General features: G+C 65.5%; 22 protein-coding genes and 1 tRNA gene. 14 read left to right on the top strand and 9 right to left on the bottom strand.

Annotation, left to right across the window (positions count from 1 at the left end):
• Positions 1 to 20: 20 nt before the first annotated feature.
• Positions 21 to 93, bottom strand: a tRNA-Trp gene (locus tag H4V95_RS04150).
• Between the two features lie 202 nt (positions 94 to 295).
• Here H4V95_RS04150 and H4V95_RS04145 point away from each other — a divergent pair.
• Positions 296 to 1,543, top strand: coding sequence for a pyridoxal phosphate-dependent aminotransferase (locus tag H4V95_RS04145; RefSeq protein ID WP_209728910.1), 1,248 nt, complete (start codon positions 296 to 298; stop codon positions 1,541 to 1,543).
• A gap of 26 nt (positions 1,544 to 1,569) precedes the next feature.
• On the opposite strand, the gene H4V95_RS04140 is transcribed toward H4V95_RS04145, so the two are convergent.
• Together H4V95_RS04140 and H4V95_RS04135 are read right to left on the bottom strand one after the other, a co-directional pair.
• Positions 1,570 to 2,229 carry a response regulator transcription factor gene (locus H4V95_RS04140; protein WP_312883939.1) on the bottom strand — a complete coding sequence of 220 codons (660 nt, stop codon included), beginning with the start codon at positions 2,227 to 2,229 and terminating at the stop codon, positions 1,570 to 1,572.
• Positions 2,226 to 3,536, bottom strand: a complete 1,311-nt coding sequence (locus H4V95_RS04135) for an ATP-binding protein (protein ID WP_209728908.1) — start codon at positions 3,534 to 3,536, stop codon at positions 2,226 to 2,228. The genes H4V95_RS04140 and H4V95_RS04135 overlap by 4 nt, the downstream gene beginning before the upstream one ends.
• 124 nt (positions 3,537 to 3,660) lie before the next feature.
• Here H4V95_RS04135 and H4V95_RS04130 point away from each other — a divergent pair, with 124 nt between their 5' ends.
• The 9 genes from H4V95_RS04130 to H4V95_RS04090 all read left to right on the top strand — a co-directional run bounded on the left by H4V95_RS04130 (position 3,661) and on the right by H4V95_RS04090 (position 11,217).
• Entirely contained in the window at positions 3,661 to 5,217 is a 1,557-nt protein-coding gene (locus H4V95_RS04130) for a PspC domain-containing protein (RefSeq protein WP_209728905.1), read from the top strand.
• Positions 5,214 to 5,438, top strand: a complete 225-nt coding sequence (locus H4V95_RS04125) for a hypothetical protein (RefSeq protein ID WP_196865255.1) — start codon at positions 5,214 to 5,216, stop codon at positions 5,436 to 5,438. Before H4V95_RS04130 ends, H4V95_RS04125 begins: the two co-directional genes overlap by 4 nt.
• Positions 5,439 to 5,521: 83 nt before the next feature.
• Positions 5,522 to 5,764, top strand: a complete 243-nt coding sequence (locus tag H4V95_RS04120; RefSeq protein ID WP_192476773.1) for a PspC domain-containing protein — start codon at positions 5,522 to 5,524, stop codon at positions 5,762 to 5,764.
• A 156-nt stretch (positions 5,765 to 5,920) separates the two neighbouring features.
• Positions 5,921 to 6,922, top strand: a complete 1,002-nt coding sequence (locus H4V95_RS04115) for an ABC transporter ATP-binding protein (RefSeq protein WP_196865256.1) — start codon at positions 5,921 to 5,923, stop codon at positions 6,920 to 6,922.
• On the top strand, positions 6,919 to 7,776 hold the full coding sequence (locus H4V95_RS04110; RefSeq protein ID WP_209728903.1) for an ABC transporter permease: 858 nt from the start codon (positions 6,919 to 6,921) through the stop codon (positions 7,774 to 7,776). The genes H4V95_RS04115 and H4V95_RS04110 overlap by 4 nt, the downstream gene beginning before the upstream one ends.
• A gap of 58 nt (positions 7,777 to 7,834) precedes the next feature.
• Positions 7,835 to 9,193, top strand: a complete 1,359-nt coding sequence (locus H4V95_RS04105; RefSeq protein WP_209728901.1) for a sensor histidine kinase — start codon at positions 7,835 to 7,837, stop codon at positions 9,191 to 9,193.
• On the top strand, positions 9,193 to 9,366 hold the full coding sequence (locus H4V95_RS04100) for a hypothetical protein (protein ID WP_245345568.1): 174 nt from the start codon (positions 9,193 to 9,195) through the stop codon (positions 9,364 to 9,366). Before H4V95_RS04105 ends, H4V95_RS04100 begins: the two co-directional genes overlap by 1 nt.
• 101 nt (positions 9,367 to 9,467) lie before the next feature.
• The gene (locus tag H4V95_RS04095) at positions 9,468 to 10,493 is read left to right on the top strand and encodes a 6-phosphofructokinase (RefSeq protein ID WP_196865258.1); all 1,026 of its coding nucleotides are present in this window, start codon (positions 9,468 to 9,470) and stop codon (positions 10,491 to 10,493) included.
• A gap of 10 nt (positions 10,494 to 10,503) precedes the next feature.
• Positions 10,504 to 11,217: a GNAT family N-acetyltransferase gene (locus H4V95_RS04090; protein WP_209728898.1), complete on the top strand. Its 714-nt coding sequence runs from the start codon at positions 10,504 to 10,506 to the stop codon at positions 11,215 to 11,217.
• Positions 11,218 to 11,234: 17 nt separating this feature from the next.
• Here H4V95_RS04090 and H4V95_RS04085 read toward each other — a convergent pair whose 3' ends face one another.
• From H4V95_RS04085 to H4V95_RS04070, 4 genes are all read right to left on the bottom strand, one after another.
• On the bottom strand, positions 11,235 to 11,675 hold the full coding sequence (locus H4V95_RS04085; RefSeq protein ID WP_196865260.1) for an ankyrin repeat domain-containing protein: 441 nt from the start codon (positions 11,673 to 11,675) through the stop codon (positions 11,235 to 11,237).
• Between the two features lie 2 nt (positions 11,676 to 11,677).
• Positions 11,678 to 12,775 carry a folate-binding protein YgfZ gene (locus tag H4V95_RS04080; protein ID WP_209728895.1) on the bottom strand — a complete coding sequence of 366 codons (1,098 nt, stop codon included), beginning with the start codon at positions 12,773 to 12,775 and terminating at the stop codon, positions 11,678 to 11,680.
• Positions 12,776 to 12,840: 65 nt separating this feature from the next.
• The gene (locus H4V95_RS04075) at positions 12,841 to 13,440 is read right to left on the bottom strand and encodes an FABP family protein (RefSeq protein WP_196865262.1); all 600 of its coding nucleotides are present in this window, start codon (positions 13,438 to 13,440) and stop codon (positions 12,841 to 12,843) included.
• Between the two features lie 188 nt (positions 13,441 to 13,628).
• On the bottom strand, positions 13,629 to 14,372 hold the full coding sequence (locus H4V95_RS04070) for a hypothetical protein (RefSeq protein WP_312883938.1): 744 nt from the start codon (positions 14,370 to 14,372) through the stop codon (positions 13,629 to 13,631).
• A 181-nt stretch (positions 14,373 to 14,553) separates the two neighbouring features.
• Between H4V95_RS04070 and H4V95_RS04065 the strand changes: the two genes are divergently transcribed.
• From H4V95_RS04065 to H4V95_RS04050, 4 genes are all read left to right on the top strand, one after another.
• Positions 14,554 to 15,255 carry a response regulator transcription factor gene (locus tag H4V95_RS04065; RefSeq protein WP_196865263.1) on the top strand — a complete coding sequence of 234 codons (702 nt, stop codon included), beginning with the start codon at positions 14,554 to 14,556 and terminating at the stop codon, positions 15,253 to 15,255.
• Positions 15,256 to 15,502: 247 nt separating this feature from the next.
• Complete coding sequence (mshD, locus tag H4V95_RS04060; RefSeq protein ID WP_196865264.1) at positions 15,503 to 16,552, top strand: mycothiol synthase; 1,050 nt, start codon at positions 15,503 to 15,505, stop codon at positions 16,550 to 16,552.
• Positions 16,553 to 16,626: 74 nt separating this feature from the next.
• On the top strand, positions 16,627 to 18,849 hold the full coding sequence (locus tag H4V95_RS04055; protein WP_209728892.1) for an RNA degradosome polyphosphate kinase: 2,223 nt from the start codon (positions 16,627 to 16,629) through the stop codon (positions 18,847 to 18,849).
• A complete protein-coding gene (locus tag H4V95_RS04050; RefSeq protein WP_209728889.1) occupies positions 18,849 to 19,814 on the top strand; it encodes an NUDIX hydrolase in 966 nt (321 codons plus the stop codon). The genes H4V95_RS04055 and H4V95_RS04050 overlap by 1 nt, the downstream gene beginning before the upstream one ends.
• A 60-nt stretch (positions 19,815 to 19,874) precedes the next feature.
• Here the strand turns inward: H4V95_RS04050 and H4V95_RS04045 are convergent, their stop codons facing one another.
• On the bottom strand, positions 19,875 to 21,410 hold the full coding sequence (locus H4V95_RS04045; RefSeq protein WP_209728887.1) for an APC family permease: 1,536 nt from the start codon (positions 21,408 to 21,410) through the stop codon (positions 19,875 to 19,877).
• A 137-nt stretch (positions 21,411 to 21,547) separates the two neighbouring features.
• A complete protein-coding gene (locus H4V95_RS04040) occupies positions 21,548 to 22,957 on the bottom strand; it encodes an aldehyde dehydrogenase family protein (RefSeq protein ID WP_196865268.1) in 1,410 nt (469 codons plus the stop codon).
• Positions 22,958 to 23,082: the final 125 nt, after the last annotated feature.

The following is a 23,082-nucleotide window of genomic DNA, read 5'->3' as shown; positions in this document are numbered from 1 at the left end:
TTTTGTTTACGCCTAATGCGCAGGGCAGACAGGACTCGAACCTGCAACCTGCGGTTTTGGAGACCGCTGCGCTACCAATTGCGCCACTACCCTATGGAGAGAATCCGCCGATCCCGCTGCGCTGGCGCAGGCATGGACCATCATGGCGATTTCAACACCGAGGAACAAGTCTACGCAATCACTGCCCCAACGTCGAACCGGCGTGCCCTGGCTTCCGGAGCGGGCCCAGATCGCGGCAACGGCCTAAGCTGGGATGACGTCCCAGTCCACCGCACATCGACCCTAAGGGAACACTATGGCTGCCACCTCCGACGCCACCTCACCGGACTCCTTCACCCCTCCCTCGCGGCGAATCTCGCAGCGGATCGCTGCGATCGCGGAGTCGGCCACGCTGGCGGTCGATGCCAAGGCCAAGGCACTCAAGGCCGCGGGGCGACCGGTCATCGGGTTCGGTGCCGGTGAACCGGATTTCCCGACCCCCGACTACATTGTCCAGGCAGCGATCGACGCCGCCCGGCAGCCACGCTTCCATCGGTATTCCCCGGCCGGGGGCCTCCCGGAACTGAAGCAAGCCATTGCCGAGAAGACTCTCCGGGACTCGGGTTACGCAATCGATCAGTCCCAGGTGCTGGTGACCAACGGTGGCAAGCAGGCCGTGTATGAATCGTTTGCCACCCTCCTCGACCCGAATGATGAGGTACTGGTGCCCACCCCCTTCTGGACCACCTACCCCGAGGCCATCCGGCTGGCAGGCGGTGTTCCGGTAGAGGTCTTCGCCGGACCGGAGCAGTCCTACCTGGTCACCGTCGACCAGCTTGAGGCCGCACTGACCCCGCGCACCAAAATTCTCCTGTTCGTCTCCCCCTCCAATCCCACGGGTGCGGTTTACAGCCCGGAGCAGGTCAAGGAGATCGGTGACTGGGCTGCCGAACGTGGGCTGTGGGTGGTGACCGACGAGATTTACGAGCACCTCACGTACGACGGCGTCCCCTTCACCTCGATTGCCACCGCCTCCCCCGCAATCGGGGATCGGATGGTGATCCTCAACGGGGTCGCCAAGACGTATGCCATGACCGGCTGGCGGGTGGGCTGGATGATCGGACCGAAGGACGTGGTCAAGGCGGCCACCAACCTGCAGTCCCACGCCACCTCCAATGTGTCCAACGTGCCCCAGATGGCAGCGCTGGCCGCCGTCGCCGGCCCGCTGACCGCGGTGCATGAGATGAAGGTGGCGTTCGACCGGCGCCGCAAGGCGATGGTCGAGGGCCTGAACGCGATCGACGGCATCGAGTGCCCCGTCCCGAAGGGCGCCTTCTACGCCTACGCCGACGTGCGCTCCCTGCTGGGTCGGGAGCTCGCAGGTGTCCGCCCGGTGACGTCAGCGGAACTCGCGGCTTTGATCCTGGACAAGGTCGAGGTTGCGGTGGTTCCGGGTGAGGCCTTCGGACCCAGCGGCTACCTGCGCCTCTCCTATGCGCTGGGCGACGCCGACCTTGCCACCGGCGTCGGCAGGTTACAGGAGTTCCTGGCAACGGCGCGGTAGCTCGCGACAGCTGTCGAACGTCGCTGTTACAGCAGGCGCCGTTCCGCCGCCCACCGGGTGAGCTCATGGCGGGAAGACAGCTGCAGCTTGCGAAGCACCGCCGAGACATGGGTCTCGACCGTCTTGATGGAGATGAACAGTTCCTTGGCCACCTCCTTGTAGCTGTACCCGCGGGCAATCAGGCGCATCACCTCGAGCTCGCGGGCGGAGAGGCGGTCGAGTTCGCTGTCGACCGACGCCACCGCCGCGGTGCCGAAGGCGTCGAGCACAAATCCGGCCAGGCGTGGCGAGAACACAGCATCACCTGAGGCAACCCGGAGAACGGCGTCGGAGATTTCGGCGCCGGAGATGGTCTTGGTGACATAACCGCGGGCACCAACCCGGATGACGGTGACCACGTCCTCGGCTGCGTCCGAGACGCTCAACGCCAGGAACTGCGTTCCGGCCAGCAGCGCCGTGCACCCGGCGATCACTTCGGCTCCACCTCCGCCGGAGCCACCGGGTAGATGCACGTCGAGCAAGACAACCTGTGGCCGGTGCTCATGAATCATCGCTATCGCCTCGACCACCCCCGCGGCTTCGGCCAGCACAGCGATTCGACTGTCCAGGTCAGCACGCAGCCCGGAACGGAAGATGGCATGGTCGTCGACCACCACCACGGTGACTGGATCCTGAGTAGTATTCACTGCGCTCCATCCGCGGGACTTTCGGGCATGAACAGTTTAACCTCGGTGCCGTCGGCGTTGCTCCTGATGGAGACGTCGCCGCCGTGACGGTGCATCCTGCTGTACAGGGAGACGCGGATCCCCATCCGGTCGGCAGGAACCGCATCCGGGTCGAAGCCACGTCCACGGTCCCTGACGAAGATGGTGGAACTGGTGGGGCTCGCCTCAAGGTAGACGGAAATGCTGCCGCCGGCGTGCTTGGCGGCATTCAGTACGGCTTCCCGGGCCGCCTGGGCCAGAACCTCCTGCTGCGCCGACAACTCCGTATCACCCACCACCACCACGTTGATCGGGGTACCGTAGCTGTCCTCGATCTCGGCCGCCAGGGCACGGATCCGTGCGGCAAGGTTCCCGGACTGGTGGGTGGCGTCGGCATACAGCCAGCTCCGCAGCTCCCGCTCCTGAGCACGGGCCAACCGGATGACGTCCTGTTCGGAGCCGGCCCGGTTCTGGATCAGCGCGAGGGTCTGCAGCACCGAATCATGGAGATGGGCGGCTATCTCCGCCCGCTCGGTCTCCCGGGCCCGCCCCGACCGCTCGGTTTCGAGATCCCGCCAGAACTTCAGCCCCCAGGGTGCCAGCACCAGGAAGACACCGGCCAGGACCGCCCCCGTCGCAATCAAGGTGGACCACGTGATCTCCCAGGCAATGGAACCGGAGACCAGAATCAGCACCCCAACGGTGACCAGCAGCAGACCCGCGACGAGGCGGGCCAGTCCACCCGCCTGCGAGGCCCCGGCGCGGTTCATCAGGCCGGCGCGGCGGCTCTCATCCAACTGGGTCCAGGCCAGGACGGCGCCAGCCGCGACCACCCCGACCGGGAGCAGCGTATCCAGTGGCAGGTTGGCGCCCAGCTGCTGGGCAATCGCCACCGCCGCCACCAGCAGGAGCGCCGTGCCCAGCAGTACCTCACGTTTGCCAATCCAGGACTGGGCGCTGCTTCGGGGACCAGCCCACTGGTCCGCCGTCGGACCGCCAGCGGAACGCCCACCGGTGTCCGGGCGTCCGCTGATGCCTTCCGCCTGTCCTGAGGACTTGGGGAAGGCAAGGCGCGGACCCACCAAGGTGGGCCCTTTGCGGAGCTGTTCCTCCTGGGTAGGAACCAGCACCCACAACCACCCGTACAGGAAGATCCCGGCCCCGCCAGCGAGCGCCAGACCCACCATGCCGATCCGTGCCACGTTCACGGTGATGCCGAGGTGGGCGGCAAGGCCCGCGCAGACACCAGCGATCATCGCGTCGTTGGAACGGAGCAGGGCTGGTCGCATACCCCCATCCAAACACGATCATGGCTGGGTCGGGGTGGGATTCAGGGAAAGACCCGCACCGTTCAGGGGTAGGTCAGGGGAGGCCCCGATAGCGACTTCCCTTCCCGGTGGACAGGATTGAGGTATGAACCCGCATCAGGAACCGAACGACCCCCGGCCGGAGCCGGCGCCGGAAACCCCGCAGGACCCAGGTGAGTCCACCTCCGGGGAAGCACCGGCCTCGCCCGAGAGGAATGAGGACGACGCTGCTCCTCCGACCCGCCCCGCTGACCAGACCCCGCCCCCGACCCCGGCCCCGACCCCGACCCCGACCACCGAACAACTGCCACCGCAGGGCGCCCGTGCGTCGTCGTCTTCATCCTCGTCCCCGTCGTCTTCGTCTGCGCCGTCGTCCTCGTCTGCGTCTGCGCAGTCATCGTCGTCGTCGTCATCCGCTGGCACCAACTTCTTCGGCTGGCTCCGCGGCCTCGGCGTGGTCAGGGGCCAGGACCGCTGGATCGGCGGGGTCGCGAGCGGCGTCGCCGCCAGGACCGGACTGGACCCGGTCCTGATCCGCGGCGGGTTCGTGCTGCTGGCCATTTTCGGCGGAGTAGGGATCCTGCTGTATGGCCTTGCCTGGGCGCTGCTCCCCGAACCTGACGGACGGATCCACCTTGAATCCGCGACCCAGGGGAGCTGGACCTCGGGAATGACCGGCGCGCTGATCCTGACCATTGCGGGGATCGGGCGCCCCAACTTCCCGTTCTTCGTCGGCGACGGCGCGTTCTTCTGGACCCTTTTCTGGGTCGGAGCAATCGTCTTCGGGATTTATGTCGTGGTCGCGGTGTCGAACAGGAAATCGGATGATTCCTCCCCCACCAGTGCCACCCACGCCGGCGCTGCTCACACAGTAGCCACCGACAAACCGGGACAGGTACCTCGCGCGAGCACACTCACCCCACCTCCGCTCTACAGCGAGCTTCCGCCGCTTCCTGCACCACGGAACAGCCCACCCGTCCCGCGCAAACCTCCCATCCCCAAACCAAGCGGCGCCGAGTTGGCCCTTTATCTGGGTGGCGCGCTCATCGCCGTTGGCGCGGTCCTCGCCCTCGATTACACCGGGGTCTTCAACCTTGGCAACGCCGCAATCCCCGTGGCAATCGCCGCTGGCCTGATCCTCCTGGGGGTAGGCATCGTTGTACTGGGACTGCGTGGCCGCACCTCGGGCTCCCTCGGGTTCATGGCAGCGGTTGGCGTGGTGGCGGCGGTCGTGACCAGTTCCACCTTCGCTACCGGAGCACTCACCATCGGCAGCAGTGCCGTCTGGACCGCCGCCACGCAGGGACCGGCCAGCGAGGGGTACACAGTGGTAGCTGGCCAGGGCACGATCGATCTCAGCAACCTCACCGATCTCGACGAGGACATCGTGGTCCCGGTGAACTCGCTCGCGGGGAACGTCGGCATTCTGATTCCCGACGACGTGCCGGTCGAGGTTCGCTCCTCGATCGCCCTGGGAGCCCTCAGCACCGTGGACAACGGCCAGGAGGCGACGGCCGGCGGCATGTGGCACCCGGCTGAAATCGACCTCAACCAGAACGCCTCAGGACCCTCGATCATCCTCGAGATCCGCGGCGCGATGAGCCACACCACCGTTGCTGCCAGCCAGACCGAACTTGAAAACGTAGGAGGCATCTCGCGATGAGCACACCCGAGCACACCGTAAAGAACGACGACGGCGGCAGGCCAGTCCGCGCCGGAACCGTGGTCTGGGGGCTGATAGCGATCACCGTGGGCATCTTGGTGCTGCTGGCGCAGCTCGTCGACATCAACCTGGACACCGGTCTGGTGCTGATGGGTCTCCTGGTCGGCACCGGCATCGCCCTGGTGGTCGGCGGCCTCGTCTCGATGGCCGGCCGTAAGTAGCTCCGGCCGAATACCAGCCCCGCACCACCCCAGCAGCTTTCAACCTCTCACTCCTCAACCGCTGAAACGGGTTAACCTAAACCATGGACAAATTCTTCGAAATCCTCCGCAAGTCCCCTATCAAGCGCGCACCGGGCGGCTGGCTCGGCGGGATTGCCTCGGGCATCGCCGCCCAGTTCAACTGGCCGGTGGCCTACGTCCGGATTGGCATCCTCCTCAGCTTCCTCCTCCCGTTCATCAGCATCCCCATGTACTTCGTGCTGTGGCTGCTCCTGCCCAAGACCGATGGCACCATCGCCCTGCAGAAAATGATCGCGAGCAACTAACCCGCGCCGGTGGTTCCACCGCCCGCCCCCGCCGAGTCATTCTTCGGCGGGGGCGGCGCTCGTTAAACCCTCGGGTGCCTGTCCTGCTTCAGCAGTACAGGCACACTCAATCTGCCGGACCTTCTCCCCCGCCCCGATGGGTGCCACGCTAGGGGTATGAAACAGCCAGCCACCACCCACAGCACCGCAGCACCCGCCGCATCCGCTGCTCCAGCACCAGCGTCGCCGCTGGGCGATCCACGGCCGGACGCCGTCGTCGTCGATTCTCTGACGAAGTCCTACCGGCAGCCGAAGAAGGAAGACCTCCTCGCCGTCGACCACTTGTCCCTGACCATCCGCGCCGGCGAAACCTATGCCCTGCTGGGTCCCAACGGTGCCGGGAAAAGCACCACCATCGAGATACTGGAGGGACACCGCAAGCCAAGCTCGGGCACCGTTTCCGTCCTGGGCCAGAACCCGTACCAGGCGACAGCCCACTTCCGGTCGCGCATCGGCATCGTGCTGCAGGAAGCCACCGACATGGGCACCCTCAAGGTCTCCGAGGCACTCAAGGACGCCGCCGCTTTCTATCCCAACCCGCGCAGCGTCGAGGAGGTCATGAGCGCTGTGGGGATCGAGGAGAAGGCCGGATCGCTCATCAAGTCGCTGTCCGGTGGGCAACGCCGGCGGGTCGACGTCGCCCTGGGAATGATCGGTAACCCGGAGCTCCTCTTCCTGGACGAGCCCACCACGGGCTTCGACCCGGCCGCCCGACGCCGGTTCTGGGACCTGATCCGCGGCCTCGGGCAGGACGGCACCACCATCGTGCTGACCACCCACTACCTGGATGAGGCCCAGCACCTGTCGGACCGGCTCGGTATCATCGCGTCCGGGCGGCTGATCGCCTCCGGTACAGCCGATACCGTCGGCGGGCCCGATCTGAGGATTCCCCGCGTGCGGTGGACCGACGACGCCGGTCGGCATGAGGAAGCAACAACGTCCCCCGGCGCACTCGTCCACAGGCTGACAAACGGTGGCACGCGTGAGCCGGTCAATCTGGAGGTTATCCGGCCGAGTCTCGAGGACGTCTACCTCGAGCTCCTGCGACGTCACGACGACGGCACAACAGTGAACCCCGTGACCGACACGGTCACACCCCGTGAAGGAGCCCAGGCATGACCACCATCGAGACGGGCCGGCAGGCCGGTCCAGCCCAGAACGCTACCTGGCGTCCGAGCATCCTCGCCCTGGGAGCCCGCAGGGCGGTCACGGAGATCAAGGCGTTCAACCGGGACGGGCTCTCCCTGATCCTCATTCTGTTCTTCCCGATCGTGATGATGGCCCTGTTCGGTACGGTGTTTGGCAGCGACCCGTCGGTCGGACCACCGGGCTCCCAGGTCACCATGGCGCAGTACTACTTCCCGGGCATGGTGGCCCTGGGCACCATCCTGAGCGGTTTCCAGAATCTCAGCGGCTACGTCGCCGCTGACCGGTTCAATGGCGGCATCAAACGGCTCGCCGGTACGCCGCTGCCCATGCTGTCCTACTTCATCGGCAAAATGGGCGTCACCCTGTACCTGATAGTCGGACAGACCACCATCCTGATGGTGGGTAGTTCCCTGTTCCTCGGCGTCGACCTTCCCACTTCCTGGAGCGATTGGCTCACCATCACGTGGCTGTTGCTGGGTGCGACGGCGGCCTGGGCTGTCGCCGGCACCGCGTTCGCCTGCCTCGCGAAATCGACTGAAAGTGCGACGACGCTGGCCGTCCTTCCGGTGCTCATCCTCTCCTTCATCTCAGGGGTCTATTTCCAGTTCACCGGCCTGCCCGAATGGCTGCAGTCGGTCGCGAACGTGACACCCCTCCGTTGGACCGCCAGCGGCATGCGGAGTGTGTTCCTGCCCGAACAGTTCGAAATGGCCGAACCGGGTCAAACATGGGCACTGGGAATGTCGGCGATGGTCATCGCGATCTGGCTGGTCGCTGGCCTGATCCTGACGCGGGTGACCTTCAAGTGGCCACCCCAGAAGTAGGGGAAAAGGAAGTGACGACTCATCTGACGCGGCAGCTCCGGAGCCGTAGGGTGTTGGCATGAGCACGAACCCCGACCGGGCCGACCGGCTCCTACCCGAGAACTCGGTGTGGATCCACGGGATGAAGTGGTGGCACATCGGTTTCTATACCGCACTTGCAGCGGTAGTGATAGTTGTTCTCAACGGCGAACCCAACCCCAGCGTCAGGGCGATGATCCTCGGAGCGATGGCACTCCTCGCCGCTGCCTACCCCTTCCTGACCCGCCAGCGTTACCTGGACACGTGGCGCCCGGTGGCCTACGTGGTGCTGCTGGTCCTGGTTGTGGGATTCCTCGCCTTCCTGCCGGGCTCGGGGGCTGTCCTTCTCTTCGTGGCATTCCCGCAGATCTGGATGTTCTCAGCCACCGCCCGCGCGGGTCTGATCAGTACCGCGGCAATCTGTGTCGCGGTGGCCCTCGGGCAGCTCTCCCGATTTAGCGGAGCCTCCGAAGACCTGGTGGGGATCGGTCTGCAGGCTGGCCTGTCGTTCCTGGCCTCGACCATGCTGGGGCTGTGGATCTACAAGATCATCGACCAGAGTGAAGACCGCGCCCAGCTGCTCGCCGAGCTCAATGCCGCCCGGGCGGAACTCCAGCTCGCCGACCAGCGGCAGGGAGCCATGGCCGAGCGGGAACGGATGTCCCGCGAGATCCATGACACTCTGGCGCAGGGCTTCACCTCAGTGGTGATGCTGTCGGAAGCAGCACTGGCACAATTGCGGACGGCTCGACCGGAAACTGGTGCGCGGCAGGACCTGACCACCCGGCTGGAAACCATCAACGCCACCGCCCGGGACAATCTGCAGGAGGCCCGCGCCCTGATTGCCTCGACAGGCCCCTCACAGCTTCAGGGCGGTGACCTGTTGGGCGCTCTGGAGCGGCTCGCTGCTGCGGCCACCCAGGGAGGGATCGAAACATCCTGCACCCTCCCCGAGAAACTGCCGAATCTCACCTCCAATCAGCAGATCGCCCTGCTCCGCTCCGCCCAGGAAGGGCTCACCAACATTCGCAAACACGCCGCCGCCTCCCGGGCTCATCTCACCCTGGACCGCGCCGGGACCGAGCTCCACCTGACGGTCACCGATGACGGAGTGGGCTTCGACCCCGGCCTGGACACCTCCGGCTATGGCCTGCAGTCCATCAGCGCCCGACTCGGCGAGATCGGCGGACAGCTCACCATCCACACGGCTGTGGGTGCCGGAACCACTCTTGGGATGGTGGTGCCAGTGACCGAGAACGGCACCACTCCTGGGCCCCGCCCGGCCCCGGAGACAACTGCCTTTGGGGAACCACACCAGGAAGAGGCGGCGCACAGGGAAAGCAAGATCAGGTCAGCACAGGTGACAACCCCTGAGGCGAAAGCGCGGGCGGAAGCTTGATGACCGTCCCCTCGGCGGGGAACAGTTCCCCGAACGCGGACACAGTGCGGCTGCTGGTCGTCGACGACCACCCGGTGGTGCGCGCCGGGTTGATCAACCTGCTCTCCACCGATCCCCGCATTGTGGTGGTGGCCATGGAGCGTGGGGACCTGTTTGGTCACGGACGTCACTGAGGATAGGGGGTCCCGGGAAAAGTGTGTTTAGAATCATAGCTGGGCTCAATGGGGCGCTCTGACCTATCAATACTCCCCACAATGCAAGGACTCAGTTCCACATGAAAATCGGAATCCTCACCAGCGGCGGCGACTGCCCTGGGCTCAACGCCGTGATCCGTGGAGCGGTCCTCAACGGCATCAAAACCCACGACCTGGAATTCGTGGGCTTCCGGGACGGGTGGCGCGGCGTCGTCGACGGCGACATCATCGACCTTCCCCGCAGTGCCGTCCGCGGCATTTCCAAGCAGGGTGGCACCATTCTGGGCACCTCGCGCACCAACCCGTTCGAGGGCAACGGCGGACCCGATGCAATCAAGGCCGTCCTGGAGCGGCTGGGCATCGACGCGATGATCGTGATCGGCGGCGAGGGAACCCTCGCCGCGGCGAAGCGGCTCACCGATGCTGGCCTGAAAATTGTTGGCGTCCCCAAGACCGTCGACAATGACCTCGACGCCACCGACTACACCTTCGGCTTCGACACGGCCGTCCAGATCGCCACCGAAGCGATCGACAGGCTCCGCACCACCGGTGAATCCCACAGCCGCTGCATGGTCGCCGAGGTGATGGGACGCCACGTGGGCTGGATCGCCCTGCACGCCGGGATGGCGTCCGGCGCCCACGCCATCCTCATCCCCGAACAGCAGACCAGCCTGGAACAAATCTCCGAGTGGGTTACCGAAGCCAATCACCGTGGCCGCGCCCCCCTCGTGGTGGTGGCGGAGGGCTTCGTCCCGGCCCATCTCGACCAGGCCCACTCCGAGCGGGGCCTCGACACCTTCGGACGGCCACGCCTCGGCGGGATCGCCGATCAGCTGGCACCGGAGATTGAATCCCGCACCGGCATCGAGACCCGCGCCACGGTGCTGGGCCATATCCAGCGTGGCGGAGTTCCTTCGGCCTTTGACCGGGTCCTCGCGACGCGCCTCGGCATGGCGGCCGTGGACTCGGCGATCGACGAGGCCTGGGGCACCATGGTGTCGCTCAAGGGAACAGAAATTGCGCGGGTCGGCTTTGAATCCGCCCTGGGCAATCTCAAGGTGGTCCCCCAGCACCGGTATGACGAGGCGGCCATCCTCTTCGGCTAACGTTGTCGGGATGGAACTGGATTCAGGCACCGTCTCAATCATCCAACTCGGCTGGTCCCGGCTGTTGAAGCTGGACGACACCGCGTTCGCCGAGGCTGCCGGCGAACGGATTTACCACCGGGACGACGACGCCGAGCTGGTCACCTTTGTGCGGCTGTTCGGTGCGGAAGCGATTGTGGGTCCCGGCTGGGCCCTCGACGCGGCAGCGGAGCTCGACGGCGACAACCTTGCCCACCACTCGACCCTGCTGCAGCTCACCAGGGACCAGGGCGGCCGCGGTCTGGGCGCGGCGAACCTGTACTTCTGCGACAGCCTGCCCGCCCTCAACCCGCGTGACGATGCGGCCGTCAGCGATGACCACGCGTTCGCCGTCGCCCTGGAACGGCTCTGTCCACCGGACGATACCGCCGAGGTGGGGCTGAGCGACCTCGAACACCGCGCCATCCTCGTGGACGACGCACAGGCTCCGCCAGCACCCTTCGCCGGCGCCGGCTATGCCATCTGGAGCGGTATCCTCGCGCACATGGGAGTCCTCACAGCGCCGGACCACCGGGGTCAGGGGCATGCCACCTACATTGCCAAAGTGGCTGTGGAGGAGGCGATGGCGGCGGGGCTGATTCCCCAGTGGCGCGCACGAACCGACAACACAGCGTCCATCAGGACGGCCCTCAGCGCCGGCTTCGTTGAATGCGGGAGCCAGACCAGCGTCCTGCTGTCGAAGTAACCTCCGGCGGGTGGAGGCTAGGCCGCGCCGAACAGCTCGAGCAGATCCTGGCGCTTGAACATCTGAGCTGTTTCCGTCGCAGTGGGCCGACCCCGATCCGGATCGGCTCCGGCCCCGATCAGCACCTCGGCCACCTCGGCGTACCCCTTGAAGGCCACGCCAGCCAGCGGCGTCTGGCCCTTGTCATTGACGGCGTTGACGTCGACACCACGGCCTGCAAGGTCAGCGACGATGCCTGCGTGCCCGTGGTAGGCGGCGAGCATCAGCAGGCTGTCGCCACCACTGTTGGTCAGGGTGGCGGGGACTCCCGCATCGAGGTAGCGGGTCAGGGTTGCGCCGTCGCCGGTACGCGCTGCGTCGAACAGCTGGTGCGCCAGCGCAACAGCCTGCTCCGCGCCCGCCTGCTCGGCGTCTTTCCCGTCAGTGATGCCCGGGTTGTCGTCGGTGGAGTCGGTCATGGTTATCTGCGTCCTTTCAGGAAGCCCGTGGCCCGGCCCACCACCTGGCCCGCGTCGGGCGCCACAATGATTTCCTGGGCTGCGGCGTAGATCTCGTCGCCATCCTGCACCACCAGCTCACCCAGCGGGTCGACGGAGCGTTTGATGATGGCCAGCGCCACCGCTCCCATTTCGTAGTGCTGCGCAACTGACGTCACAGTGCCGACCGTGCGTCCACCGGCGACGACTGCGCTTCCCACGGCAGGCAGGGTGTGCTGGCTGCCATCGAGCTGCAGAAAGACGAGACGACGTGGCGGATGGCCCAGGTTGTGGACCCGCGCGACGGTTTCCTGGCCCTTGTAGCAGCCCTTGGACAGATGGACCGCGGTACGCATGAGGTCCAGTTCGTGGGGGATGGTTTTCTCGTCTGTCTCCGCGCCGGAGCGTGGGCGCCACGCGGCCACCCGCAGCGCTTCTGAGGCCATTGCACCGGCAAGGCTGAGGCCCTGCTCCGCCAGGTCAGCGACGATGGTGGCGAGGTCAGCCTGCGGCACCAGGTACTCGAACCAGGGCCTCTCCAGCCCGGGGTGATCGTCCTCGGTCACCACCGAATAGGCGTAGCCCCCCTCGGCGACCCGCGGCCACGGATCGACCCACACAGTGCGGTCGGCGAAAGACTCGATGGGCTTGACCGAGCCCAGGACCGCCCACGAATCGGATACATCGGCGACCTCCACGCGGAGCATGAACTTCATCCGGTCCAGCCAGGCGGCCAAGCCTTCGGCTTCGGGGCCCTCAACGATCAACCAGGTAGTGACTCCGTCATCAACCACCCGGGCGTTGTAGTCAATCCTGCCCTGCACGGTCAACAGGAGGGTTTCCGAGCTGCTGCCGGGTTGCAGCCCGAGGAGCAGCTGGGAGGAAAGGGTGTTCAGCCAGCTCAACCGGTCGGGCCCGGTCACGGTGACCACGCCCCGGTGGGACAGGTCAACGACGGCGGTTCCCCGCGCGAGGGCCCGCTGTTCCTTGAAGGGGTCACCGTAATGGGAAGCGGTACCCAAATCGGGTGCACCGGAGGCGACGGCGCCGGGCAGGGACAGCAGCGGGCTGAGATAGGTCATGGTGGTATCAACGCTTCCTGAGGCTAGGCGTATTCCTTGACCCTATGATCAGGCCCCGGTTTGGGTCAGGACTCTTTCTTCAGAATCCCTGACGCGTGGGCCTCCAGCGAGCGGCCGTCAGCGGCGACGTCCCAGCGCCAGTACAGGTCGCCGTCCACCAGGCCGTACAGCCTCGTGGCCGCGGTGTACTCCTTCGAGTTCTGCCCGCGCATCACCAGGTCGGTGCTGAGCTGTATCTGCGGCCCCTTGATGACACCGTAATACAGCTCTGCGATCCCCCCGGGGTGCACGATCGTGGCGGTGATATCGAAGCCGTCCTCGGCGTTGCGGAGTTGTTCCACCTCGTCGGCACTCTTCAACGCCGGCACGATATCGGCTGGGGAAAGCCCCGGGCCGCCGTCGGCGTCGTTGAGTTTGCGGTCCAGCGCCCAGAAGCCCGTCTCGACCGAGAGGGGGCGCAACCGGGTGCCCTGCTCGTCGGTCAGCCAGGTCTCCGCCGTGTACTGCAGGTAAGGCAGCCCATTCTGGGTGAAGGTGACTCGCTGTTCGAAGTGTTCCGACTCAGCTGAGCCCTCACCCAGTCTGCCGGAACCCTTCCAGGCCCCGAGGAGCCAGGACAGGGGGACCAACTCGGGCGTGAGGTCGGTAGGAATTTCGAAAGACATGGTGAGGTGAAGCCTTACCGCTGGCCCTTGTAGAGGCGGCTAATGACCAGCCACGCCACTCCGGCCATGGCCAGCGAAGCGAGCACCAGCAGTCCGATGAAGAAGATTTCAAGCGCAAGAATCGACATGCGTCCATCCTAACGCGACCTCTCAGTAGCTCTGAACCCCGCCGCGGCCAACCCGGCGTGCTAACCGGTGAACAGTTTGCCCAGAAAGTAGGTGAGTGAGCCGATGACGAGGATGGGAGCTGCCCCGATGGATAGGGCAGCGGGCACGTTCAGGGGTGCGTCCCTGGTCAGGAACAACCTCCGGGCGGCAACGATCACCGCGCCGCTTGCAGCGCCGATGAAGCCCGCCGCCAGCCCCGGGACATCGGTGAAGAGGATGGCGCCCAGTGGTCCGGCGGTGGTCGCGAGTGCAATTCCCAGCGGCGCGACGAACCGGTCTGGCCAGGGCAACAGGGATGCCGCCAGTGCGATCAGCACGCTGATTCCGGTGACCAGCATCATCGAGGTGTTTCCCGCGTCGATGGCCAGCCGGTCGGCCGCCACCCAGCCGGACGCGAGACAGGCCAGCAGCACACCCACCCCCGCTCCGAGCGTCGATTCCAGCCGGTGGCTCTGGCCGGTGCCCCGGAACAGCTGGATGAGGAACACCGCGCCCAGGCCGAGGGCGGTGGTCACCGGCATCCATGTCATGAAATCGGTATCGGTCGCGGTGAGAGCGGCGCCGGTCGCGGCCAGGCCACTGAGGGCGATCACGGCGGACTGACTCTTCTTTGCGGGGACACCGAGCATGTGGGGCCAGCCGATAGCGGCCACCAGGATCAGGACGGAGGTAACGGCCGCGACGGCGGTCACAGAAAGGTAGGAAGCGGCCACTACTGAGCTGACGGCTGCTGCCGCCGCGACGGCCACAATCCTTACTCTCACCCCAGCAATACTGCCCTACCGGTTCGGCATGTGAAAACTTGGCGCTCCGGGTGCGGCGCATCACACCCGGTATACTGGATCAAACCTGCAAGGGCTTCGGACGGGATCAGCTGGCCTCTGACCTGGCCTGGTTGCCCGACCCAGCCGCCCGATGATGCGCGTCCAAATTTATGGAGGACACATGCCGCACATCCTGATGTTGACCAATAGCCCCGGTTCGTCGGTGGGTGTCCTTCCCGCGCTCGAATTGCTCAACCACAAGGTCCATATTCTGCCCGCCGAGCCCACGGCGCTCCTCGAGACAGAACCGTGCGACGTGGTGATGGTGGACGCGCGCAAGGATATGGTCGGCGCACGGTCCCTGACCCAACTGCTTAAGGCCACCGGCCTGAGCGCCCCTTTGATGCTGGTGCTCACCGAGGGCGGCATGGCTGCAGTGGCTGCCAACTGGCTGGCGGACGAAGTCGTCCTCGACTCGGCGGGGCCCGCCGAGGTGGAAGCGCGGTTGCGGTTGGTCATCGCGCGGTCCAGTGCCGCCGAAACGGAAACCAGCAACGAGATCCGCGCGTCGGGCGTGGTGATCGACGAGACCAGCTATACGGCACGGGTCGGCGGGGAGCCCCTGAACCTGACCTACAAGGAATTTGAGCTGCTGAAGTACCTGGCGCAGCACCCGGGCAGGGTGTTCACCCGGGACCAGTTGCTGCACGAGGTTTGGGGCTACGACTATTACGGGGGAACCCGCACCGTCGATGTGCATGTCCGTCGCCTGCGGGCCAAGCTCGGCGCCGACCACGAGCAGCTGATCGGGACGGTGCGCAACGTGGGCTACCGGTTCACACTGAACCGGGCCACCGAGGACCGCCCGGCGGTCGACGCGTAACCCTGCCGTCCGTCAGTAGTCGGCTACCCTCCGGTTAACCGCGAAAAGTCCCTCCGCCACAGTCGTGGTTTCGGGACTTTTCGGGTCTTACTCGTGGAGGACATACGGGTCGAACGTATCGCGGGCACCCCACTGGTGCATCCCCCCTGAACGATCTTTTACACTACCCCACCCGCCGGAGTGTGCCAAAACGGAGCCCGGCAGAATCTTCTCCCGTTCGCCTGGTCCGGAGGGTTAGGCTGGCACCATGACCACAGCCCACGTCCCCACCTGGCCCATCCTCCGCACCACAGGCGCCCCCGAGCCCCGGCTCCTGCAGGACATCCTCGACCTGGCGGCAGCCGCCGCTGAGGCTGACGGGAACCCGCCCCTGTCCGAGCAGACCCTGGTCAACCTCAGGGCCGCCGACGCCCACCCGGACTCTCTTCTGGTCTTCGCGACCTACGCCGTCGACGGCGATTCCCCGGCTGTGTCCACCGGTGACCCGGCTAGCGCCTCAGGCGACGCCGAGGAGCTCGCGGGGGTAGCGGTGGTCAGCCTGCCCCGCGACGAAGCCGCGGGCGAATCCGATGCGGGGGTCCTCGAACTGGTGGTCCGGCCGACCTACCGCAGCCAGGGCGTCGGGACGGCGCTGGCCGGTGCCGTCACCGCCCACAGCCTCCCCGCCCTGCGTGCCTGGTCCCACGGCAACCACGCGGCAGCGGTCAGCCTGGCCGCGAAGAACGGCTTTGAACCGGTCCGGGAACTGTGGCGGATGCGTCAGACCCGTGCCGCACTGGAGGCTTCCGTGCTGGCTCCGGCGTCCGACCAGGTCACCCTGCCCGACGGCGTCGTGCTGCGTGCCTTCCAGCCGGGCGTCGACGAACAGGCCTGGCTCGCCGCCAACCGGGCAGCGTTCATCGACCACGCCGAGCAGGGAGCCACCACCCTCGAGGACCTGCAGGCCAGGATGGCCGAGGACTGGTTCGACCCCGCCGGGTTCCTGCTGGCCGTGCGGGAGTCCGACGGCCAACTACTCGGGTTCCATTGGACCAAGGTGCATCCCCGGTCAGGCAGCCACCCCGCAATGGGTGAGGTCTACGTGGTCGGCGTGACCCCCGAGGCACAGGGCATGGGGTTGGGGAAGGCTCTGACCATCGCCGGCATCGAGCACCTCCATGCCCTGGGATTGCAGGCAATCATGCTGTACGTCGACGCCGACAATACCGCCGCGGTGGCCCTCTACCGCAAGTTGGGCTTCACCCGGTGGGACGTTGACGTCATGTACGCGCCGCAGGTTGCCGGGGCAAGCTTGTAAGGTGGATCCTGATGCCGTAATACCCGCACTTTCCGGGATGAAAAACGGCAACCCACCCGCCGTCAGGAGACACCATGGAATCCGAAATCGCAGCACGCGTTCCGGCGCGGTACGGCTCATCCGAGGTGGCACCAGCGCGTGCCACCCAGGACCGTATCGATATCCCGGAATTCGCACCCAGCCTGCTTCCCTCGGGTGCCATCACCCCTGACCGGTTCCTTGACCGGGAATCGAGCTGGCTCGACTTCAACGCCCGTGTCCTTGAACTGGCCGAGGACCCGGATCTGTACCTGTTGGAACGGGTCAGCTTCCTCTCGATCTTCGCGTCCAACCTGGACGAGTTCTTCATGGTGCGCGTCGCCGGGCTGAAGCGCCGCATCGCGACCGGGCTCGCCGTCCCATCCGCTGCGGGGCTGAGCCCCATTGAGCAGCTCGAACAGATCATGGCTGACGGCTACAAGCTGCAGCAGCGCCACGCAGCGGTCTTCGCCGAGAACATCCGGCCAGCCCTGGCCGAAGAGAACATTCACCTGACCACCTGGGATGAACTCGACGACACCGCCCGCGCCGAACTGACGACCCTGTTCGCGGAGAAGGTCTTCCCCATCCTGACGCCCCTGGCGGTGGATCCCGCGCACCCCTTCCCCTACATCTCGGGGCTCTCCCTGAACCTCGCCGTCGTCGTCCGCAACCCGGTCAGCGAGAAGGAGCTCTTCGCCCGCGTCAAGGTGCCCGACCAGCTCCCCCGCCTGATCTCCGTGGATGGGCCCCGCGCGGGGAATGTCACCGGTCGGACCGCCCGGTTCATCCCGCTGGAAGAGGTCATTGCGGTGCACCTGGACCAGCTGTTCCCGGGAATGGAAGTACTTGAGCACCACACCTTCCGGGTGACCCGGAACGAGGATCTGGAGGTCGAGGAGGACGACGCCGAGAACCTGCTGCAGGCCCTGGAGAAGGAACTGCTGCGCCGCCGGTTTGGCCCACCTGTCCGCCTGGAAGTCACCACCGACATCAATCCCAGCATCCGCGCCCTGCTTTCCCGCGAACTTGGTGTGGAAGAGGACGAGGTCTACGGACTGCCCGCGCCTCTAGACCTGCGGGGCCTCAGCGTGATTGGCAGCATCGACCGGGGCGAGCTCCGGTACCCCAAGCACGTCCCGCACACCAACCGGGACCTGAAGGAAAGCGAAACCTCGAAGGCGGCCAACGTTTTCGCTGCCATGCGCCGCCGCGACATTTTGCTGCACCACCCGTACGACTCGTTCTCCACGTCGGTCCAGGCGTTCCTCGAGCAGGCTGCCGCGGACCCGAAGGTGCAGGCAATCAAGCAGACGCTGTACCGGACGTCCGGCGATTCACCGATCGTTGATGCACTGATCGACGCTGCCGAGTCCGGCAAGCAGGTGCTGGCCCTGGTGGAGATCAAGGCACGCTTCGACGAGCAGGCCAACATTTCCTGGGCCCGCAAGCTGGAACAGGCGGGCGTCCACGTGGTGTACGGCATCGTGGGACTGAAAACCCACTGCAAGCTGTCCCTCGTGGTCCGGCAAGAAATCGACGGCCTCCGCCGGTACTGCCATATCGGCACCGGAAACTACCACCCGCGGACCGCCCGCTACTACGAGGATTTCGGGTTGCTGACCGCCAACGAGCAGGTTGGCCAGGACCTGTCCCGGTTGTTCAACCAGCTGTCAGGGTACGCACCGAAGTCCACGTTCAAGCGCCTGCTGGTTGCCCCGCGTTCGGTGCGCTCCGGCCTGATCGACCGGGTTGAACGGGAGATTGCCAACCAGAAGGCTGGCCTGGCGGCCCGCGTGGTGGTGAAGGTCAATTCGATCGTCGACGAAGCCGTGATCGATGCTCTCTACCGGGCATCACAGGCTGGTGTGAAGGTGGACGTGATCGTCAGGGGTATCTGCTCGGTCAGGCCGGGTGTGCCGGGACTCAGCGAGAACATCACCGTCCGGTCGGTGCTGGGCCGCTTCCTCGAACATTCCCGGGTCTTTGCCTTCGCCAATGGCGGGGATCCGGCGGTCTTCATCGGCTCGGCCGACATGATGCACCGGAACCTCGACCGCAGGGTGGAAACCCTCGTCCAGTTGAGCGCACCGGAAGACATTGGCTACCTCATGTCACTGCTCGACCGTTATATGGATGAGGGCACCGCGAGCTGGCACCTGGATCGCGACGGCGGGTGGACCCGGCATCACAAGGACGCCGAGGGCGGCCCCCTGAGCGATGTCCAGAGCTACCTGCTGGCGTCCCGTGCGCGCAACCGGTCAGCGATTCGCCGCTGATGGCCACGACCGACGAGGCTGTCTCCACTGCAACCCGGGACACGGAACCCGCGGTTGTTGCCGCGGGTGCCATCTGCTGGCGGAAGGAGCAGGGCCAGCTCGAGGTGCTGCTCATCCACCGCCCCCGTTACACGGACTGGTCCTGGCCCAAGGGAAAGATCGACCCCGGCGAGACCACCCCCGAGTGCGCCATCAGAGAGGTCGAGGAAGAGGTTGGCATCAGGGTTTCACTGGGAATCCCTCTGGCCTCCACCCGCTATCCCGTCGGATCGGGCATGAAACTGGTGCACTACTGGGCAGCACGTACCGAGCGCATGGTGGTGCGGCCGGATGGCAAGGAAGTGGACAAGTTCCTCTGGGTCTCCCCCGCCCGCGCGTCCGAGCTCCTAACCAACCCCACGGACCGGGAACCCCTCGAATCACTGATAGCGGCGTACAAGGCCGATCAGCTGGCCACCTGGCCCCTGATTGTCGTCCGCCATGCCAAGGCGAAGCCTCGGTCCTCGTGGACCCGGGCCGAGGGTGAACGCCCCCTGGCCGCGACCGGCCGCCGCCAGGCGGTGGCGGTGAGCCGGCTTCTCGAGGCCTGGCATCCGTCCTGGGTGGTGAGCAGCCCGTGGGAGCGGTGTATCCAGACGGTCGCGCCCTATCTCACGTCTAAGGACATCAAGCTCAAGCTCGCCGATTCGATCACCGAGCGCAACGCTGGCCGCAAACCGGACAAGGCCTCCGCCACTGTCGAGAAGCTTTTCGACAAGCGTCGCCCGGTGGCGCTCTGCACCCACCGCCCCGTCTTACCAGTAGTTTTCGGCGTCCTCCGGCGCCACATGACGAAGGAGCTGGCCGCAGCCCTACCGGTCGATGACCCTTTCCTGGCCCCCGGCGAGGTGCTTATCAGCCATGTCAGCAGCACGGTCCCCGGCCGCATCGTCGCCGTTGAACAGTTCAGGGCCTACGACGACTAAACCGGACCAGCCGTTGAGCGTTACTGCGCGGAGATTCAAACTCTTCCCTGTTTGAGACCTTCAGGACAATTCGTCGCGGATGAATTCCTCGTTTTCCGGGGCGGCGACGCGTGAGTAGAGGTAGCCGATCACGAGGACGACGAACGGCAGGGCAATCAGGACCCAGCCCAACGGGCTCAGCCCCCACGGCGTCACCGAGGGATCCACGCCCTCGGCGGTTGTCCCGGCCAGCAGACCGAAGCGGGACATGAGGAGATATTCGCCGATCAGGAGTCCTACGAATGCCACAATCGGGGCAATGATCGTTACGAAGATACCCTCCGTGCCTTTGTTCTTGCGGAAGAACGCGATGACAGCGAGACAGACCATCGCTTCGATCAGCACAATTGCTACCACTGCCAGGCCGCTGAACCAGTAGAACATGTTCAGGATGGGCTCGAGTTGGAACAGAGTGAAGAGCAGGATCACTATCCCCGTGACGGCGGACGTCGTCACGGAAGCGCTTTGGGGAGCACCTTTGACATTGACCCGTGCCAGTGGGCGGGGCAGCACTCCGCCACGGCCGAGGGCAAAAACGTAGCGGCTGGCCGCATTCTGAAATGCGAGGAGTCCTGCAAACAGGCTCGAGAGTACGAGCACACTCATCACCGTGGCCATCCACCCGCCCACGTATTCGGTGGCCAGGGAGAAGAGCACGGCGGCTGGGTCGGCTAGCGGAACGCCGTCCACCGTCGAATACTCCACCGTGGCTTCGACCACCCGCGACGCTCCCATCCCCGTCACCAGCGCGAATGCGGTGACAGCGAACAGGACCGTGATCAATCCCACCGCCAGGTAGGTGGCGCGCGGCACAATCCGCTTCGGGTCCTTGGATTCCTCGCCATAGATCGCTGTTGCTTCAAATCCGATGAACGACGCGAAAGCAAAGGCGAAGGCGATCCCGGCAGAGCCTGCAAGTCCACCAACCAGGATGGCCTGGGGCGAGAAGGAGGCCACGAAGTCGTAACCCTCGGGGCCACCGTCGATCAGGATGGCAACGGCGGTGATCGCCAGGGCGAGCACCTCGAGCAGCATCAACGCTCCGAGCACCTTCGCACCCACATCGACGCTTGCCATCGACAGGACAGTGACGAGCGCCCACGCGCTCAGCGTCCACAACCACCATGGCAGTTCAAGGCCGAGCGCACCCATCTGTCCAGCCATCAACCCGCCGAAGAAACCAAAGATCGCGAGCTGGATGGCCACGTAGGCGATCAGGGATACAAACGCGGACCCGAGGCCGACGTTCGGTCCCAGACCACGCCCAATGTAGGCGAAGAAGGCGCCAGCATTGGTGACACGCTGACTCATCGCTGAATACCCAACGCTGAAGAGCAACAGCGTCAGGCCAACCACCAGGTAGGCTCCGGGTGCGGCTGCGCCGTTTCCCAGCACAATCGCAATCGGGACGGCGCCGGTCATGCCAACCAGTGGCGCCGCGGCGGCGACGACGAAGAATACGACGCCGATGACTCCCAGCCTGCCGCGGCGCAGCATGGTCCGTGATCCATCGATGGCGCTTGATCCGCCGTCGGAGGCCGTAACGGGTCTGTTCATGGTCTATCTCCTCAATGAGCTGTCCCGACGATGCGGAACCCTTTCCGGAAGCTTCCTCCTGCGCACGAGTACTTTTCTGCTGCTCTCTTGGAAGCAAATTTGTGTGATGCAGTTGCCGGTTGACCAGTGAGTCAGTCTTACCCGTTGATGACCTGCGGGACTGCCACGCCCTTCAGCCCTTCGACACCGAACTCCAGCCCGTACCCGGACTGCTTGATGCCGCCGAACGGGATGCGGGGGTCCACGGCGCCGTGCTTGTTGATCCACACTGTGCCAGCTTCGATCCGCGCGGCTACTTCGCGTGCAGCTGTGACATCCGACGACCAGACGGAGGCGCCGAGACCAACTTCCAGACCGTTTGCTTTCGCAATGGCCTCATCGATCGTGCTGTATTTAATGATCGGCAGGGCAGGGCCGAACTGCTCCTCGGCAACGAGCGGGTTGTCGTTGTCGATGTCAGCGATAAGCGTTGTCGGGTAGAAATATCCCGGCTGATCCGGATCAGGGTTGCCACCGGTCAACACGCGGGCTCCGGATTCCTTCGCGGCATCCACCAGGCGAGCCACGATGTCGTACTGCGGCTTGTTCTGGAGCGGTCCAAGGAGGTTAGCTTCGTCGAGCCCAACTCCCATGGGCATTGCCTCGGCGACTGCGGTCAGGGCTTCGCAGACAGCGTCGTAAATATCCTCGTGCACGTAAAGGCGCTTCAGTGCGGCACAGGTCTGGCCGGTGTTGATAAAGGCGCCCCAGAAAAGTCCCTCGGCGATTGCTTTGGGGTCCGCATCGGGCAGAACGATGCCGGCATCGTTTCCGCCCAGCTCAAGGGTGAGCCGCTTGACGCTGTCAGCGGAGGACTTGATGATCGCCTTGCCCGTGGCGGTGGATCCGGTGAACATGATTTTCCCGATCGCCGGGTGCTCCACCATGCGGCTACCCACCTCGCCATCACCACAGACAGCGGCCAGCAGGCCGTCCGGCAGTTCCTGATTGAGCACGTGAATCAGCGCAAGAACGCTCAGCGGGGTGTACTCCGACGGCTTCACGACGACGGCGTTCCCCATCCTGAGAGCGGGAGCGATCTGCCAGATTGTGATCATCATGGGCCAGTTCCAGGGTCCGATGGCCCCGATCACGCCGATGGGGCGGTAGTGAATCTGCGCGAAGGTCTCGCCGTCGTCGGCTACAGTTTCCGGCTCGAGGACCGCGGTGGCGGCGGCGCGGAGCCATGCCGAACACGCGCCGACCTCGAAGCGCGCGTTGGGGCCGTTGAGTGGCTTGCCCTGTTCCCGGGAGAGCAGGATGGCGAGCTCCTCGGCTGAGCGGTCGATCGCGTCGGCAGCCTTCAACAGCATGTCGGTGCGCGCTGCATGGCCGAGCGAAGCCCATTCCGGCTGGGCGGCTGAGGCTGCCGCGATCGCAGCCTCCAGATCGGCGACGGTGTGTTCCGGTGCCTCGCCGACGGTTTCACCCGTCGCGGGGTCCTGGATAGCCCTCGTGGGCCCGGATGCCGGGGTAATTGATTTCAGTAGCGCGTCGTAGGTTTCCATGAATACTCCCCTTTGAGTAGTTGGGCCAGGTGTCCCTGACAGCGACCCGGAGGCTGTGGTCCCCCCGTGAAATGTGTTCTGCAACACATTGGCTACAGAGTAGACCCGGCGACCCTCATTCGTCA

This window comes from Arthrobacter sp. CAN_C5, from assembly GCF_017875735.1.
Lineage (GTDB): Bacteria > Actinomycetota > Actinomycetes > Actinomycetales > Micrococcaceae > Arthrobacter_D.
This window is presented reverse-complemented; position numbering and strand designations above follow the sequence as displayed.

Bases quoted from the DNA above. Each gene is read 5' to 3' on its own strand.
- H4V95_RS04120 (WP_192476773.1), top strand. From the start codon at position 5,522: ATGGACAAATTCTTCGAAATCCTCCGCAAGTCCCCTATCAAGCGCGCA.
- H4V95_RS04075 (WP_196865262.1), bottom strand. From the start codon at position 13,440: ATGTCTTTCGAAATTCCTACCGACCTCACGCCCGAGTTGGTCCCCCTG.
- H4V95_RS04145 (WP_209728910.1), top strand. From the start codon at position 296: ATGGCTGCCACCTCCGACGCCACCTCACCGGACTCCTTCACCCCTCCC.
- H4V95_RS04065 (WP_196865263.1), top strand. From the start codon at position 14,554: ATGCCGCACATCCTGATGTTGACCAATAGCCCCGGTTCGTCGGTGGGT.
- H4V95_RS04050 (WP_209728889.1), top strand. From the start codon at position 18,849: ATGGCCACGACCGACGAGGCTGTCTCCACTGCAACCCGGGACACGGAA.
- H4V95_RS04080 (WP_209728895.1), bottom strand. From the start codon at position 12,775: ATGACCTATCTCAGCCCGCTGCTGTCCCTGCCCGGCGCCGTCGCCTCC.
- mshD (WP_196865264.1), top strand. From the start codon at position 15,503: ATGACCACAGCCCACGTCCCCACCTGGCCCATCCTCCGCACCACAGGC.
- H4V95_RS04105 (WP_209728901.1), top strand. From the start codon at position 7,835: ATGAGCACGAACCCCGACCGGGCCGACCGGCTCCTACCCGAGAACTCG.
- H4V95_RS04110 (WP_209728903.1), top strand. From the start codon at position 6,919: ATGACCACCATCGAGACGGGCCGGCAGGCCGGTCCAGCCCAGAACGCT.
- H4V95_RS04115 (WP_196865256.1), top strand. From the start codon at position 5,921: ATGAAACAGCCAGCCACCACCCACAGCACCGCAGCACCCGCCGCATCC.
- H4V95_RS04055 (WP_209728892.1), top strand. From the start codon at position 16,627: ATGGAATCCGAAATCGCAGCACGCGTTCCGGCGCGGTACGGCTCATCC.
- H4V95_RS04040 (WP_196865268.1), bottom strand. From the start codon at position 22,957: ATGGAAACCTACGACGCGCTACTGAAATCAATTACCCCGGCATCCGGG.
- H4V95_RS04130 (WP_209728905.1), top strand. From the start codon at position 3,661: ATGAACCCGCATCAGGAACCGAACGACCCCCGGCCGGAGCCGGCGCCG.
- H4V95_RS04085 (WP_196865260.1), bottom strand. From the start codon at position 11,675: ATGACCGACTCCACCGACGACAACCCGGGCATCACTGACGGGAAAGAC.
- H4V95_RS04100 (WP_245345568.1), top strand. From the start codon at position 9,193: ATGACCGTCCCCTCGGCGGGGAACAGTTCCCCGAACGCGGACACAGTG.
- H4V95_RS04125 (WP_196865255.1), top strand. From the start codon at position 5,214: ATGAGCACACCCGAGCACACCGTAAAGAACGACGACGGCGGCAGGCCA.
- H4V95_RS04135 (WP_209728908.1), bottom strand. From the start codon at position 3,536: ATGCGACCAGCCCTGCTCCGTTCCAACGACGCGATGATCGCTGGTGTC.
- H4V95_RS04090 (WP_209728898.1), top strand. From the start codon at position 10,504: ATGGAACTGGATTCAGGCACCGTCTCAATCATCCAACTCGGCTGGTCC.
- H4V95_RS04095 (WP_196865258.1), top strand. From the start codon at position 9,468: ATGAAAATCGGAATCCTCACCAGCGGCGGCGACTGCCCTGGGCTCAAC.
- H4V95_RS04045 (WP_209728887.1), bottom strand. From the start codon at position 21,410: ATGAACAGACCCGTTACGGCCTCCGACGGCGGATCAAGCGCCATCGAT.